This is a genomic window from Pseudomonas cremoricolorata DSM 17059 = NBRC 16634, assembly GCF_000425745.1.
Taxonomy (GTDB): Bacteria; Pseudomonadota; Gammaproteobacteria; order Pseudomonadales; family Pseudomonadaceae; genus Aquipseudomonas; species Aquipseudomonas cremoricolorata.
Genome location: NZ_AUEA01000006.1, coordinates 360,303 through 375,142, shown reverse-complemented (window position 1 = coordinate 375,142; position 14,840 = coordinate 360,303). Strand labels below are relative to the sequence as shown.

General features: G+C 57.1%; 13 protein-coding genes and 1 pseudogene. All 14 read left to right on the top strand.

What is annotated here, in order from left to right:
* Nucleotides 1-55 precede the first annotated feature (55 nt).
* The 14 genes and pseudogenes from serC (at nucleotide 56) to H618_RS21425 (ending at nucleotide 14,833) form a co-directional block, all read left to right on the top strand.
* A complete protein-coding gene (gene serC / locus H618_RS0108445) occupies nucleotides 56-1,141 on the top strand; it encodes a 3-phosphoserine/phosphohydroxythreonine transaminase (RefSeq protein WP_028694662.1) in 1,086 nt (361 codons plus the stop codon).
* Nucleotides 1,141-2,235 carry a prephenate dehydratase gene (gene pheA / locus H618_RS0108440; protein ID WP_028694661.1) on the top strand — a complete coding sequence of 365 codons (1,095 nt, stop codon included), beginning with the start codon at nucleotides 1,141-1,143 and terminating at the stop codon, nucleotides 2,233-2,235. The genes serC and pheA overlap by 1 nt, the downstream gene beginning before the upstream one ends.
* Before the next feature lie 60 nt (nucleotides 2,236-2,295).
* On the top strand, nucleotides 2,296-4,536 hold the full coding sequence (locus H618_RS0108435; protein WP_028694660.1) for a bifunctional prephenate dehydrogenase/3-phosphoshikimate 1-carboxyvinyltransferase: 2,241 nt from the start codon (nucleotides 2,296-2,298) through the stop codon (nucleotides 4,534-4,536).
* Complete coding sequence (gene cmk / locus H618_RS0108430; RefSeq protein WP_028694659.1) at nucleotides 4,533-5,219, top strand: (d)CMP kinase; 687 nt, start codon at nucleotides 4,533-4,535, stop codon at nucleotides 5,217-5,219. Before H618_RS0108435 ends, cmk begins: the two co-directional genes overlap by 4 nt.
* A gap of 123 nt (nucleotides 5,220-5,342) precedes the next feature.
* Entirely contained in the window at nucleotides 5,343-7,019 is a 1,677-nt protein-coding gene (gene rpsA, locus H618_RS0108425; protein ID WP_028694658.1) for a 30S ribosomal protein S1, read from the top strand.
* 254 nt (nucleotides 7,020-7,273) lie between these two features.
* Nucleotides 7,274-7,576 (top strand): integration host factor subunit beta, encoded by a 303-nt coding sequence (gene ihfB, locus H618_RS0108420; RefSeq protein WP_028694657.1) that lies wholly within the window; start codon nucleotides 7,274-7,276, stop codon nucleotides 7,574-7,576.
* 20 nt (nucleotides 7,577-7,596) lie between these two features.
* Complete coding sequence (locus H618_RS0108415) at nucleotides 7,597-7,839, top strand: lipopolysaccharide assembly protein LapA domain-containing protein (protein ID WP_028694656.1); 243 nt, start codon at nucleotides 7,597-7,599, stop codon at nucleotides 7,837-7,839.
* Between the two features lie 449 nt (nucleotides 7,840-8,288).
* The gene (locus tag H618_RS21430) at nucleotides 8,289-9,377 is read left to right on the top strand and encodes an LPS O-antigen chain length determinant protein WzzB (RefSeq protein ID WP_050577248.1); all 1,089 of its coding nucleotides are present in this window, start codon (nucleotides 8,289-8,291) and stop codon (nucleotides 9,375-9,377) included.
* 176 nt (nucleotides 9,378-9,553) lie between these two features.
* Nucleotides 9,554-10,099 (top strand): annotated as a pseudogene (rfbC, locus tag H618_RS23450) (dTDP-4-dehydrorhamnose 3,5-epimerase); the annotation flags it as partial.
* A 3-nt stretch (nucleotides 10,100-10,102) separates the two neighbouring features.
* The gene (locus H618_RS23445) at nucleotides 10,103-10,534 is read left to right on the top strand and encodes a sugar 3,4-ketoisomerase (RefSeq protein ID WP_281169470.1); all 432 of its coding nucleotides are present in this window, start codon (nucleotides 10,103-10,105) and stop codon (nucleotides 10,532-10,534) included.
* Nucleotides 10,527-10,997: an acyltransferase gene (locus H618_RS22370; protein WP_081673734.1), complete on the top strand. Its 471-nt coding sequence runs from the start codon at nucleotides 10,527-10,529 to the stop codon at nucleotides 10,995-10,997. Before H618_RS23445 ends, H618_RS22370 begins: the two co-directional genes overlap by 8 nt.
* The gene (locus H618_RS0108400; RefSeq protein WP_028694654.1) at nucleotides 10,990-12,096 is read left to right on the top strand and encodes a DegT/DnrJ/EryC1/StrS family aminotransferase; all 1,107 of its coding nucleotides are present in this window, start codon (nucleotides 10,990-10,992) and stop codon (nucleotides 12,094-12,096) included. Before H618_RS22370 ends, H618_RS0108400 begins: the two co-directional genes overlap by 8 nt.
* An 8-nt stretch (nucleotides 12,097-12,104) precedes the next feature.
* A complete protein-coding gene (locus tag H618_RS0108395) occupies nucleotides 12,105-13,385 on the top strand; it encodes an O-antigen translocase (RefSeq protein WP_028694653.1) in 1,281 nt (426 codons plus the stop codon).
* Entirely contained in the window at nucleotides 13,382-14,833 is a 1,452-nt protein-coding gene (locus H618_RS21425) for a group 1 glycosyl transferase (protein WP_154660633.1), read from the top strand. The genes H618_RS0108395 and H618_RS21425 overlap by 4 nt, the downstream gene beginning before the upstream one ends.
* Nucleotides 14,834-14,840: the final 7 nt, after the last annotated feature.

Here is a 14,840-nt window from a genome sequence, read left to right as displayed (position 1 = left end):
CGGCGGGGCGACACAGGTCGCCCCGTTGACTGAATAGAGCAGAGCGAGAGTGGATGTGAGCAAACGAGCCTTTAACTTCTGCGCAGGCCCTGCTGCGCTTCCTGAAGCCGTCCTGCAACGGGCTCAGGCCGAGCTTCTCGACTGGCACGGCAAGGGCCTGTCGGTCATGGAAATGAGCCACCGTAGCGACGACTATGTGGCCATCGCACAAAAGGCCGAGCAGGACCTGCGAGATCTCCTGTCCATCCCCTCGAACTACAAGGTGCTGTTCCTGCAGGGCGGCGCCAGCCAGCAGTTCGCCGAAATTCCGCTGAACCTGCTGCCGGAAAACGGCACCGCCGACTACATCGAGACCGGTATCTGGTCGAAAAAGGCCATCGAAGAAGCCCGCCGCTTCGGCAACGTCAACGTCGCCGCCAGCGCCAAGCCCTACGATTACCTCGCCATTCCCGGTCAGAACGAGTGGCAGCTCACAGCCGATGCCGCCTACGTTCACTACGCCTCCAACGAAACCATTGGCGGCCTGCAGTTCGACTGGGTGCCGCGAACCGGTGATGTTCCGCTGGTGGTCGACATGTCCTCCGACATTCTCTCCAGGCCAATCGACGTCTCGCAGTACGGTCTGATCTACGCCGGCGCGCAGAAGAACATCGGCCCCAGCGGGCTGGTGGTGGTGATCGTTCGCGAAGATCTGCTCGGCCGCGCGCGCAGCAGTTGCCCGACCATGCTCGATTACAAGGTCTCGGCCGACAACGCGTCGATGTACAACACGCCGGCCACCTATGCCTGGTACCTCTCGGGCCTGGTCTTCGAGTGGCTCAAGGAACAGGGCGGCGTCGAGGCCATGGAGCAGCGCAACCGGGCCAAGAAAGATCGCCTGTACGGCTTCATCGATGCCAGCGACTTCTACAGTAACCCCATCAGCCCTAACGCCCGCTCGTGGATGAACGTGCCGTTCCGCCTGGCGGACGAGCGTCTCGACAAGGCCTTCCTGGCCGGTGCAGACGCCCGTGGCCTGCTCAACCTCAAGGGCCATCGCTCGGTCGGCGGCATGCGTGCCTCGATCTACAACGCCCTGGGTCTGGATGCCGTCGAAGCGCTGGTGGCCTACATGGGTGAATTCGCGAAGGAGCACGGCTGATGTCGGAACACGAGCTCAAGGCGCTGCGCGTGCGCATCGACAGCCTCGATGAAAAGATCCTCGAACTGATCAGCGATCGCGCGCGCTGCGCCCAGGAAGTGGCGCGGGTCAAGACCGCCACCCTGGCCGAAGGCGAACAGCCGGTGTTCTACCGTCCCGAGCGTGAGGCGGCGGTGCTCAAGCGCGTCATGGAGCGCAATCGCGGGCCGCTGGGCAACGAAGAGATGGCGCGCTTGTTCCGGGAAATCATGTCGTCGTGCCTGGCCCTGGAAGAGCCGCTCAAGGTCGCCTACCTCGGCCCTGAAGGCACGTTCACCCAGGCTGCCGCGATGAAGCATTTCGGTCACGCGGTGATCAGTCGTCCGATGGCCGCTATCGATGAAGTGTTTCGCGAAGTGGCTGCCGGTGCCGTCAATTTCGGTGTAGTGCCGGTGGAGAACTCCACCGAGGGCGCCGTCAGTCACACCCTCGACAGCTTCCTCGAACACGACATGGTGATCTGTGGCGAAGTGGAGCTGCGCATCCACCACCACCTGCTGGTGGGCGAAAACACCAAGACCGACAGCATCACGCGCATCTATTCCCATGCGCAGTCACTGGCGCAGTGTCGCAAGTGGCTCGACGCGCACTACCCGAACGTCGAGCGAATTGCCGTGTCGAGCAACGCCGAAGCGGCCAAGCGGGTCAAGGGTGAGTGGAATTCGGCGGCCATCGCCGGTGAAATGGCGGCCAGCCTGTACGGCCTGACCCACCTGGCCGAGAAGATCGAAGACCGCCCGGACAACGCCACGCGCTTCCTGATGATCGGTAACCAGGAAGTGCCGCCGACCGGCGACGACAAGACCTCGATCATCGTTTCCATGAGCAACAAGCCAGGTGCGCTGCACGAGCTGCTGGTGCCGTTCCACGAAAACGGTATCGACCTCACGCGTATCGAAACCCGGCCGTCGCGCAGCGGTAAATGGACCTACGTGTTCTTCATCGATTTCGTCGGTCATCACCGCGATCCGCTGATCAAAGCCGTGCTCGAGAGCATCAGCCAGGAAGCGGTGGGGCTGAAGGTGCTGGGTTCCTATCCGAAAGCGGTGCTCTAGGTCTTCCGATGACGGTGACTCGACTGGCAACGATTGTCGTACAGAACAGGATTTCCACGCGTGGTTGAAGCGGTAGCAAAAGAGCCAGGCCCGATCGTCGGGCGCCTGGTGGTCGTGGGCCTGGGGTTGATTGGTGGCTCGTTCGCCAAGGGCGTGCGCGAAAGCGGCCTGTGCCGGGAAGTGGTCGGGGTCGATCTGGACGCCGAGTCGCGGCGTCAGGCAGTGGCCCTGGGCGTGGTCGACCGCTGTGAGTCAGACCTTGCGCTGGCCTGCGTGGGCGCCGATGTGATCCAGCTGGCCGTGCCGATCCTGGCGATGGAAAAACTGCTGGCGCTGCTGGCCGAACTCGATCTCGGTCGCGCCGTCATCACTGACGTGGGCAGTGCCAAGGGCAACGTGGTGCGTGCCGCGCGCCAGGCGTTCGCCAACGGCCTGTCGCGCTTCGTGCCCGGTCATCCGATCGCCGGTTCCGAACAAAGTGGCGTCGAGGCGTCTAATGCCGCGTTGTTTCGTCGGCACAAGGTGATTCTCACGCCGTTGGCCGAAACCGATGCCGATGCGCTGCAACTGGTCGATCAGCTGTGGCGAGCTCTGGATGCGGATGTGGAGCACATGCCGGTCGAGCGCCACGACGAGGTGCTGGCGGCCACCAGTCACTTGCCCCACCTGTTGGCGTTTGGCCTGGTCGATTCACTGGCCAAGCGCAACGAGAATCTGGAAATCTTCCGCTATGCGGCGGGCGGTTTTCGTGACTTCACACGGATTGCCGGTAGCGATCCGATCATGTGGCACGACATCTTCCTCGCCAATCGCGAGGCTGTCCTGCGCACTCTGGACACTTTTCGCAGCGATCTCGACGCCTTGCGCGATGCGGTCGATGCTGGGGACGGGCACCAGTTGCTGGGGGTATTCACCCGCGCCAAGGTAGCCCGCGAGCATTTCAGTAAAATCCTGGCCCGCCGGGCCTATGTGGACGCTATGAACGCCAACGACCTGATCTTCCTGGCCCAACCGGGTGGCCGCCTGTCCGGACGTATTCGCGTACCGGGCGACAAATCCATTTCCCACCGCTCGATCATGCTCGGCTCGCTGGCCGAGGGTACCACCGAGGTCGAAGGTTTCCTCGAGGGCGAGGACGCACTGGCGACTCTCCAGGCCTTCCGCGACATGGGTGTGGTCATCGAAGGCCCGCACCACGGCCGCGTGACCATCCACGGTGTCGGCCTGCATGGTCTCAAGCAGCCACCGGGGCCGATCTACCTGGGCAACTCCGGCACCTCGATGCGCCTGTTGTCGGGCCTGCTGGCGGCACAACCGTTCGATGTGACCATGACCGGTGATGCCTCGCTGTCGAAGCGTCCGATGAACCGTGTCGCCAATCCGCTGCGGGAAATGGGCGCGGTGGTCGAGACGGGGCCGGAAGGGCGTCCGCCGCTGACCATTCGCGGCGGCCAGACCCTCAAGGCGCTGAACTACACCTTGCCGATGGCCAGCGCCCAGGTGAAGTCCTGCCTGCTGCTCGCCGGCCTGTATGCTCAGGGGCAGACCACGGTCACCGAGCCTGCGCCTACCCGTGACCATACCGAGCGCATGCTGCGCGGCTTCGGTTACGCCGTGCACAGCGATGGCCCGGTGGCTTCGTTGCAGGCTGGCGGTACCTTGCGCGCCACGCGTATCGAAGTGCCTGCCGATATTTCCTCGGCGGCGTTCTTCCTCGTCGCGGCTTCCATCGCCGAGGGTTCTGACCTGGTGCTGGAGCATGTCGGGATCAACCCGACCCGCACGGGCGTCATCGATATTCTGCGTCTGATGGGCGGTGACATCACCCTGGAGAACCAGCGTGAAGTGGGTGGCGAGCCGGTCGCTGATCTGCGTGTGCGCGGCGCTCAGCTCAAAGGTATCGACATTCCCGAGCATCTCGTGCCGCTGGCAATCGACGAGTTCCCGGTGCTGTTCGTGGCCGCGGCCTGTGCGCAAGGGCGCACGGTGCTGCGTGGCGCCGAAGAGCTGCGGGTCAAGGAGTCCGATCGCATCCAGGTGATGGCGGACGGCCTGATCGCGCTGGGTGTCAACTGCCAGCCGACACCGGACGGCATCATCATCGACGGCGGCCAGATCGGTGGCGGCGAAGTGCATGGCCACGGCGATCACCGTATCGCCATGGCCTTCAGCGTGGCGTCACTGCGCGCCAGTGCGCCTATTCGCATCCATGACTGCGCCAACGTCGCCACCTCCTTCCCCAACTTCCTGGCCCTGTGCGCCGAAGTCGGTATTCGTGTAGCAGAAGAGGGCAACCCGTGATCGTATCGGCACCTGTCATCACCATCGATGGCCCAAGCGGCTCGGGCAAGGGCACAGTGGCGGGCCTGCTGGCTCGCGAGCTGGGTTGGAAGCTGCTGGATTCCGGCGCGCTGTACCGCTTGCTGGCCTTCGCCGCGTCCAATCATGGCGTCGACCTGACCAACGAAGAGCTGCTCACCCGGCTCGCGGCACACCTTGACGTGCAGTTCATCGCCGCGGCACCTGGGCGTTTGCAGCAGATCATTCTCGAAGGTGAGGATGTCAGCAGCGTGATTCGTACCGAAACCGTGGCGGCTGGGGCTTCTGCGGTCGCCTCGCTGCCTGCGGTGCGCGAGGCGCTGCTGCAGCGTCAGCGTGCCTTCCGTGAAGTACCCGGGTTGATCGCCGATGGGCGCGACATGGGCACGGTGGTATTTCCCGACGCACCATTGAAAGTCTTCCTGACCGCCAGCGCCGAGGAGCGAGCTCGCCGCCGCTACCTGCAGTTGAAGGGCAAGAATGAAGATGTTAGTCTGTCGAGTCTGCTAGATGAGATACGTGCACGTGATGAACGTGACACCCAGCGCGCAGTGGCCCCGCTCAAGCCGGCGGCCGATGCCATTCAGCTGGATTCTACCGAGTTGTCCATCGAGCAGGTGTTGCAACGAATCAGAAGCGAGATCGCCCTGCGCGACATCGCCTGATACCAGGAAAGCCGGCAGGGGCACCAGTCAACGTCCTGCCTGCTTTTCTTTATTTAAACGAAACCCACATTGTCTGGAATGTGGCGATGGGCGTCTGTTTCGCCCGAATCTACAGGAATGAAAATGAGCGAAAGCTTTGCAGAACTCTTTGAAGAAAGCCTGAAAACCCTCAATCTTCAGCCGGGCGCAATCATCACCGGTATCGTTGTCGACATCGACGGCGACTGGGTTACCGTACACGCTGGTCTGAAGTCCGAGGGCGTCATCCCGCTCGAGCAGTTCTTCAACGAAGCTGGCGAGCTGAGCATCAAGGTCGGTGACGAAGTTCACGTTGCGCTGGACGCGGTCGAAGACGGCTTTGGCGAAACCAAGCTGTCCCGTGAAAAAGCCAAGCGCGCCGAGTGCTGGATTGTTCTGGAAGCTGCTTTCGCTGCCGAAGAAGTGGTCAAGGGCGTTATCAACGGTAAGGTTAAAGGCGGCTTCACTGTCGACGTTAACGGCATCCGTGCGTTCCTGCCGGGCTCCCTGGTTGATGTCCGCCCAGTGCGCGACACTACCCACCTCGAAGGCAAAGAGCTGGAATTCAAGGTCATCAAGCTGGACCAGAAGCGCAACAACGTTGTCGTTTCCCGTCGCAGTGTCCTGGAAGCCGAGAACAGTGCAGAGCGCGAAGCGCTGCTGGAATCGCTGCAGGAAGGCCAACAGGTCAAAGGTATCGTCAAGAACCTCACCGACTACGGCGCCTTCGTGGACCTGGGCGGCGTCGACGGCCTGCTGCACATCACCGACATGGCCTGGAAGCGCATCAAGCATCCTTCCGAGATCGTCAACGTTGGTGACGAGATCGACGTCAAAGTCCTGAAGTACGACCGTGAGCGCAACCGCGTTTCCCTGGGTCTGAAACAGCTGGGCGAAGATCCATGGGTCGCTATCAAGGCTCGTTACCCAGAAAGCACTCGCGTGACCGCTCGCGTTACCAACCTGACCGACTACGGCTGCTTCGCTGAGCTGGAAGAAGGCGTTGAAGGTCTGGTACACGTTTCCGAAATGGACTGGACCAACAAGAACATCCACCCGTCGAAAGTCGTTCAGGTTGGCGACGAAGTGGAAGTCATGGTTCTGGACATCGACGAAGAGCGTCGTCGTATCTCCCTGGGCATCAAACAGTGCAAGTCCAACCCATGGGAAGACTTCTCTGGCCACTTCAACAAGGGCGACAAGATCTCCGGCACCATTAAGTCGATCACCGATTTCGGTATCTTCATTGGTCTGGAAGGCGGCATCGACGGTCTGGTTCACCTGTCCGACATCTCCTGGAACGAAGCTGGCGAAGAAGCCGTGCGTCGCTTCAAGAAGGGCGACGAGCTGGAAACCGTCATCCTGTCGGTTGACCCAGAGCGCGAGCGCATCTCCCTGGGCATCAAGCAGATGGAAGACGATCCGTTCTCCAACTTCGTTGCTGTCAACGACAAGGGCGCTATCGTTAAAGGTATCGTCAAGGAAGTTGACGCCAAGGGCGCTATCGTCACCCTGGGCGACGACATCGAAGCTTCCCTGAAAGCCTCCGAAATCAGCCGTGACCGCGTTGAAGACGCGCGCAATGTCCTGAAAGAAGGCGAAGAGATCGAAGCCAAGATCATCAGCGTCGACCGCAAGTCCCGCGTTATCAGCCTGTCGATCAAATCGAAAGACGACGCTGAAGAGCGTGAAGCCATCCAGAGCCTGAAACAAGCTCCGGAAGCGGCTGCAGACACCACCATGGCTGCGCTGCTGCGCGAAGCAATGGCTAAGCAGAACTAAGTTCTGCTTCGGTGAAAAAAGAGCGACTTCGGTCGCTCTTTTTTTTGCCTGAAATTTGACCCTTTCCCCGAGGCCGATGCCTAACTTTGTGCATCGCGCAGGCACAGGCGTCTGTGCGCGGAATGTGGCGCCCCGATCAAAGTGTTGATCTTGAATTTTTTAAACAAGTCAAGAACCGGTCTGTTCAAATCCCGCCGAGCGTGCTACAACCTGACAGAGCAATGATCTAGCTGCTTGATAACGAAGGGAAAAACATGACGAAGTCGGAGCTGATCGAACGCATTGTCACCCATCAGGGGCTGCTCTCGCCCAAGGATGTGGAATTGGCAATCAAGACCATGCTTGAGCAGATGTCGCAGTGCCTTGCCACCGGTGATCGCATCGAAATCCGTGGATTTGGCAGCTTTTCTCTGCACTACCGCTCAGCGCGAGTAGGGCGAAACCCCAAAACCGGCCAGTCGGTGAGCCTCGAAGGCAAGTACGTGCCGCACTTCAAACCTGGCAAGGAGCTGCGTGACCGAGTCAATGAAGAAGAGGACGAACTCACCCATGGCTGACGCTTACAAGGAGCAGATCAATGCGTAATCTCAAGCGCCTCATCGTGGCGCTGTTCGTGCTGCTGCTAGCGGCGGTGGTGTTGTTTTTCGTGCTGGAAAATCAGCAGGCGGTATCGCTGGTGCTGTTCGGCTGGTCGGCGCCCGCCATGCCTGTTGCAGTTCCACTGCTGGCGGCATTGCTGCTAGGCTTGGCCGTGGGTCCGCTGTTGGGGGCTTGGGGCTTCATGCGTAGTAAGCGACGGTTGCGAGCCTTGTCTCACTGAGTCTGCTGGGCGTGAGGGGTGATTTAGCCTCAGTCTGCGCTGTAGTGGAAATTTCCTACGAAGCAAGAGGAAAGTGCTACATAGAATTCTGCGTTGGCTTATGAGGTAATGTCTCACTCTTGACTCGAAGACAGCCCTCACATGCTCTGCTTGACCGTACAGTTTGCAAATCTGTCCATATCCATTCTTATTGCTTCAATAGGCGCTGAAGAAAGCACTTCATGCTGGCGGTGAGCCAGCGGTGATGTGCTTTCTGGCGCCTAGAATTTGGCTGAGAAATTGATCGAGGCACTTAACAAATTTATCCAGCACTTTTGCCACGCCTAGACTACGCTCATGTCTACGATAAATGTTGGGCTGCTCAAGGGGTTTAAATGGGCGTCCTCACAAGTATCCCGGTATAGCTACCAGTGGTCTGATCTAATTGATCTTCACTGGACAAATTGCAGATGTTGGAAAAACGTGGGGCTGAGGGCCGAATGCGCAATGACAGTGGGCGTGCGAGTAGAGCTGAGGATGTGGATCTTGTTGAGGTCATGCTTCAAGTCTGGCGGCAACGATGGACAGTGCTTGTCATTGCTTTGGTAATTACACTCTGTGCTTGCGCATACGCTTACTTGGCCAAGCCGATATATGAAGTCAAACTTCGAATACTGCCTCCCGTAGCCAGTGATATTGCTGAGCTCAACTATGGTCGAGACAAATTATCCAATTTGGACGTCATCGGCGTGAAGCAAGTTTTTTCTGTGTATTTGCAACACGTCAGGAGTGAAAGCGTAAACCGCACGTTTTTTCAGACTGTCTACTTGCGCTCCATAGGCGTGGATGCCGCAGCAGGCTGGCGCAATGATTTGTACCAGGATTTTATAAGGTCGCTGGATGTAACACCCATCAGCGATACGCTCGGCGATCATCTCCAGCTTTCATTGCGCGGCTCTGATCCTCACCGGCTTGCCGATTGGCTAATGGCGTATGCCAGCCTGGCCGGAGATGCCGCCAAGGATGAAATCGTTACTAATGTAAGGCGGGAGGTAGAGGTTAGAGCTGAAGGCGTCGGCCAGCAGATCGAAGTGGCCCGTCTAAAAGGCAGCAAAAGTCGCGAAGACAAAATTGTTCAACTCCGCGAGGCGTTACGGATCGCAACGTTGTTAGGTCTTGAAAAGCCGATGCTTATCAACGACGGGCGATCTGCAGTAACACCTCGGATGGGGGATGATTTGACCTATATGAGAGGCGCAAAGGCGCTGCGTGCTGAAATCACAGGTCTTGAAAATCGTGCGAATGACGATCCATTCATCAATGAGCTCCGCGGTTTGCAGGCTAGGCAAAGATTGTATGAGGAGATCGCCGCTCGGCAGCCTGATATCGTCGTGTTTCAGGTCGATGGAGCAGTTGAGCAACCTGAGGTGCCCATCAAGCCCAAGCGCTTGACCATTGTGATACTAGCGCTTATCGCTGGCTTGTTTATTGGCAGTTTGGTGACATTGATTCGATATTTGTTCAGTCACTACAAGCTGTCCCATGCCAGAGGACTTTGAATGAGCAGGTCCTCATTTCAAGACGGCCGCCTGTCGTGTGCGAGCTGCAACGAAGAAGAGGTTGAGGGCGGCAGGCATGTGGGGCGCGGATCGGGCTATTGGCTTCCCGTCTCCAACGACTGGGATGAATACTTGGAAGATTTAGCGACGTTTAACTCACAGCGTAAGGGTTGGTCATGAAGTTTGTCCGTTCCACGATCCCTGAGGTCGTGATTATCGAGCCGTCGCTGTATGGCGATGATCGAGGTTGGTTTATGGAAACGTTCAACGAGCCGCGTTTCCACCAAGGACTGCGAGAGTTGGGTTTGCCCGTGCCACGTGCCTTTGTACAGGATAATCACTCGTGCTCGCGACGAGGGGTCCTGCGTGGCTTGCATTATCAACGCGCGCCACATGCTCAAGGTAAATTGGTGCGCGTTACAAAGGGGGCCGCATTTGACGTGGCGGTAGATATTAGACCCAATTCTGAAACATTTGGGCGTTGGGTGGGTGTTGAGTTGAGCGAACACAACAACCGCATGTTGTGGATTCCTGAGGGTTTTGCTCACGGATTCATTGCGCTTGAAGATGACACGCACTTTCTTTACAAGACAACGGATATATATACCCGGGATGCAGAGGGGAGCATTCGTTGGGATGATCCGACGCTGGCGATTGACTGGCCGTTAACCGACGCGCTGATAGTCAGTGAAAAAGATGCGCAAGCCCCTACGTTTGACGCAGCAATCAATGGGGTTGCGGCACCCGTTCATAGTGCGCAGGGACTGGGCCTTCAGTTTCAGATCAAAGGTGATCAGCGAGGCGCACTCGTCGCATTGGAACGGGGCGGCGACGTTCCATTTCCCATCGCTCGTGTCTACTACCTGACGCATACCAAGCCAGGAATCTCGCGCGGTTTTCATGCGCATCGAGAGCTCCAGCAACTCGCCGTTTGCGTGGCAGGGCGTTGCCGGATGCTGATGGATGACGGTGTCAGCCGGGTCGACTACTGGCTGGATACACCGGATCGAGGTGTTTTGATTCCTCCGGGTGTATGGCACGAGATGCACGACTTCAGTGACGACTGTGTCCTGCTGGTATTGGCGAGCGCACCGTATGAAGAGTCTGACTACATTCGTGACTACTCAGCATTCAGGGAAGCCGTGAAGCATGGTTGATATTCATCCTCTTTCTGACGTTCAGTCGGACAGCATCGGGGAAGGCACTCGCGTCTGGCAGTTCGTGGTCATATTACCAGGAGCTGTGATTGGTAAGAATTGCAATCTCTGTGCGCATACGTTGATTGAGGGAGATGTCAATATAGGAAACAACGTGACAATCAAGAGCGGTGTTTTCTTATGGTCGGGTGTAGACGTTGAGGACGACGTTTTTATTGGCCCTAATGCCACTTTTACCAATGACCCCATGCCGCGCTCGAAGGTGTACCCCGATCACTTTATCCGCACACGACTAGGCCGAGGGTGCAGTATCGGTGCAAATGCCACGCTCTTGCCAGGCATCACAATAGGTGAAGGTGCAATGGTTGGAGCTGGGGCTGTCGTCGTGAAAGATGTGCCTGCACATGCTGTGGTAGTCGGAAATCCGGCGAAAGTTCTCAGGATGGTAAACAGCAATGGTTAAATTTCTCGATCTAAAGGCCGTCAACCACCAATACCGCGAAGCACTCATCGCCGCGTGTACTGAAGTGATCGATTCCGGCTGGTACATCCTGGGCGAGCGCTTACAGCGTTTCGAGGAAAATTTTGCGCAATACTGTGGTGTCAAACACTGTATTGGCGTTGCCAACGGTCTGGATGCGCTGACCCTGACGCTTCGCGCCTGGAAGTTGCTGGGGCGTCTTAACGACGGGGATGAAGTCATCGTCCCAGCCAATACGTACATCGCAAGCATAATGGCGATCACCGAGAATGGTCTGGTTCCCGTTCTGGTCGAGCCGGATGAGTCTTCGTTCAATCTTGATCCCGCACGGGTTGAGTCTGCAATTAGCATCAAGACTCGCGCGCTCTTGCCCGTGCATTTGTATGGCCGTCTGGCCGATATGCCGGCATTGGTGGAGATCGCTCGGCGATATGATCTGCTGGTACTTGAAGATGCGGCACAAGCACACGGTGCGGCATTGGCAGGAAAGCGCAGCGGCGTGTGGGGAGACGCTTCGGGTTTCAGCTTCTATCCAGGCAAGAACCTAGGGGCGCTAGGCGACGGCGGTGCTATCACGACCAATGATTGTGACCTGGCTCGGGCACTTCGAGCCCTGCGTAACTATGGCTCACAAAAGAAGTACATGAATCAGTACGTGGGAGTGAACAGCCGTCTGGATGAAATACAGGCGGCGATATTAGATGTCAAATTGAAATATCTCGATGTTGAAGTGCAGCGGCGTTGTGAGATTGCCAAGCATTACTCCGAAGGTATCGACCACGCCGATATACGCCTGCCCACTGCGGGTGATCAGGGGCAACACGTCTGGCATCTCTACGTGGTACGTACGACTCGAAGAAATGAATTGCAGGCACACCTGGCAGAGCAAGGTGTGCAAACGTTGGTGCATTACCCGACGCCTCCTCACCTCCAAGCGGCTTACCCGGCCTACAACCACTTAAGCCTGCCATTGACCAAGCAGATTCACGATGAAGTCTTGAGCCTACCTATGGATCCAACCCTCAGTGACGCTCAAATACAGCAGGTCATTGAAGCTTGCAACCGTTTCGCTTTGGGCTGAATGCTTACATGAAGTTGATCAGAACCAGTCTGTTGAATGCCATCGCCGTCGCTGTGAAGATGGCGACGATGCTGGGCCTCAATAAGGTGCTAGCGTTACATATCGGGCCTGCCGGTTACGCGGCGATTGGCCAGTTGCAGAATGCTATTCAAGTCCTCACGACGGCGTCGAGTGGCGCGATCACCTCTGGGGTGGTCAAATACACGGCTGAATATCAAGGGGGGCGTGAAAAAGAAATTGTGTTGTGGCGAACCAGCGGCACGATGACGGCTATCGCCTGCACGCTCATCGCCGTGATGATGGCGATGTTTAGTGTAACACTGTCGCAAGTTTTCTTCGCCAGCGAGCAGTTTTCCAGCGTATTTCTTTGGTTTTCCGGAGGCATTTTATTCTTTTCCTATAACGCGCTGCTGTTGGCAATCCTCAACGGTCGCAAGGAAATCGAGTGGTATGTATGCGCTAACATCGCAGGCAGTTTACTTTCCTTTTGCGCGACCGTATTGCTGACGCGTTTATACGGTCTGGCAGGTGCGCTGATTGCGTTGGTCACGTACCAATCGTTCAGTTTTCTCGTGACTGCCTTGATCGTGTCTACGCGTGACTGGTTTCGTTGGGGCTTCATTTTCGGCCAGATTGATCGAACCATCGCATCGAATCTCGGGCGCTTCGCTCTCATGGCGTTGGTGTCTGCGGCTTGTGTTCCCGTCATGCAGATCGCGATCCGTCATCACCTGATCCAGTCCTTCGGCAGCGACGCAGCGGGTTATTGGGAGGCCATGACACGTTTGAGCAGCGCGTATTTGCTGCTGGTCACTACCACGCTGGGGGTTTATTACCTGCCGCGCTTGTCTGAACTTACGTCGGCTGCGCAGATAAAGCGTGAAGTGCGCGAAGGCTACACGATTATCGTGCCGGCGTTGATGGTGAGTTGTGTGGTAGTTTTTTTGCTGCGCGACTTGATCGTGAAGTTGCTGTTCACTCCCGAATTTTTACCGATGACTTCGCTGTTCGCCGGACAATTGATTGGCGACGCATTGAAGATCTGTAGTTGGTTGATCGCCTACATTATGTTGAGCAAGGCAATGTTCAAAATGTTCATCGCGACCGAGATCGCTGCGTGCCTCTCGCTCTACGCTTTGACATTGCTTTTGACCAGTCAATATGGGCTCGAAGGGGCCGTCTGGGCATATGCTGTCAATTATTCATTTTATGCTTTGATTATGTATTTTTTAGTTTACCGCCGTCTCGATGGACTTTTAGCTCCGACGTCCGCACAGGCTACGGCATGAAGCGTGAATTGCAGGCGCTGCATAGCGCTGCCGTTGAGGAGCCATGCTTACATACGGCACTGAACCTTTCGCGTTGCTATGCCAATTTATGTTGGTCGATGAATGTCGGCATCTACGACGCGCCATTGCTAGAACGGGCAATGGCGGAACGCGCTGGGCAATCCCTGATGCTACAGGAGACTGTCTGTTCGCCCACCCGGGATACACTTCATGTGATCAGCGAAGCGTATCTGACGGGGGGGCACACCCGCCTGATGGAAAAGCTGGCGAGTATGCATGATACTGCGCCTGATCTGCTTGTCACCCGGACCGCGGATGCGCAGGTGATCGAAAAGGTGAGCCGCTATTTCAGTGAGGTCTACGTTGTCGAATCAACTGTGGACGATCTGCGATCGATTCGGTACATGGTTCATACCATGTCGAATTACCAGCGGGTCGTGCTGAGTATCCATCCCGACGATATTACCGCAGTCGTCTCGGCGCTGCTTGCCAAGCAAATATCCTCGACCCAGGTGTATTTCGTCAACCATGCAGATCATTGTTTCAGTCTGGGTTCCGCCGCAGCCGATGTCTACTTTGAACTGAGCAGTTATGGACGGCGGGTCGATGAGCACAAGGACATTACAGGTCGCAAGTCCTTCTTGGGAATTCCGGTAAATCAACCCTCCTGCAAAGTCGTACGAACGGACGATGCCCAACATGGAGCTGATAAGCTGATTTTTTTATCGGCGGGCGCGGACATTAAATACAAACCCAGGGGCGATCAGGATATGCGCCCACTGATTCGGCGCTTGTTACAGGATTTTCCAGATGCCACGTTCCTGGTCATCGGTCCCAATGTGTCACTGAATCCTTGGTGGTGGGGGCTGCGATTACAGTTTCCACGGCGTTTCCAAACGATGCGGCATGTTCCCTTCGATCAATACCAACAGCTTGTGAAATGCGCCAGTTTCTATGTTGACAGTCATCCGTTCCCCGGGGGTACGGCCTATGCCGAACAACTGCTCTCCGGGCAGAAGTGCATAGGTCTGGTATCGCCATTTCAAGGGTATTCACCTGCCGAAAATATGAAGTCCGCCGATGTTGATGCGGCCATACAGCAGGTGAAGACTTATGTTCTAACCCCGCAAACTGCCGAACAGGTAAACCTCGTCAACGGCTACGCGCACGTCAAGGCGCGTTACATCGAGTGCCTGTACGCCGGCATAGTGTCGCCTAATTTGATGGACCAATTTTGCCCATGGTCGGGTGACATTCGTTTCATGCAGTCTGCTCGAGGGGGGCGTGATGCCGATGTTGACGTACGGACGTTTTGGCAACTGATGAGACTGCGTAGGCGACTGGCGCTGGCAGTGTTCAGGCGCCTCGGGGTGATGAAGAAATGCAAGTTGATCATCAAGCTGTGCTTGTACTGCACACGGCATCGTTCACGGAGTACAGGTCATTGAGAGCCGA

Excerpts from the sequence above, each read along its gene's own strand:
- ihfB (WP_028694657.1), top strand. The coding sequence starts at position 7,274 with ATGACGAAGTCGGAGCTGATCGAACGCATTGTCACCCATCAGGGGCTG.
- H618_RS22370 (WP_081673734.1), top strand. The coding sequence starts at position 10,527 with ATGGTTGATATTCATCCTCTTTCTGACGTTCAGTCGGACAGCATCGGG.
- H618_RS0108400 (WP_028694654.1), top strand. The coding sequence starts at position 10,990 with ATGGTTAAATTTCTCGATCTAAAGGCCGTCAACCACCAATACCGCGAA.
- H618_RS21425 (WP_154660633.1), top strand. The coding sequence starts at position 13,382 with ATGAAGCGTGAATTGCAGGCGCTGCATAGCGCTGCCGTTGAGGAGCCA.
- H618_RS0108395 (WP_028694653.1), top strand. The coding sequence starts at position 12,105 with ATGAAGTTGATCAGAACCAGTCTGTTGAATGCCATCGCCGTCGCTGTG.
- H618_RS0108415 (WP_028694656.1), top strand. The coding sequence starts at position 7,597 with ATGCGTAATCTCAAGCGCCTCATCGTGGCGCTGTTCGTGCTGCTGCTA.
- rpsA (WP_028694658.1), top strand. The coding sequence starts at position 5,343 with ATGAGCGAAAGCTTTGCAGAACTCTTTGAAGAAAGCCTGAAAACCCTC.
- pheA (WP_028694661.1), top strand. The coding sequence starts at position 1,141 with ATGTCGGAACACGAGCTCAAGGCGCTGCGCGTGCGCATCGACAGCCTC.
- H618_RS21430 (WP_050577248.1), top strand. The coding sequence starts at position 8,289 with ATGTTGGAAAAACGTGGGGCTGAGGGCCGAATGCGCAATGACAGTGGG.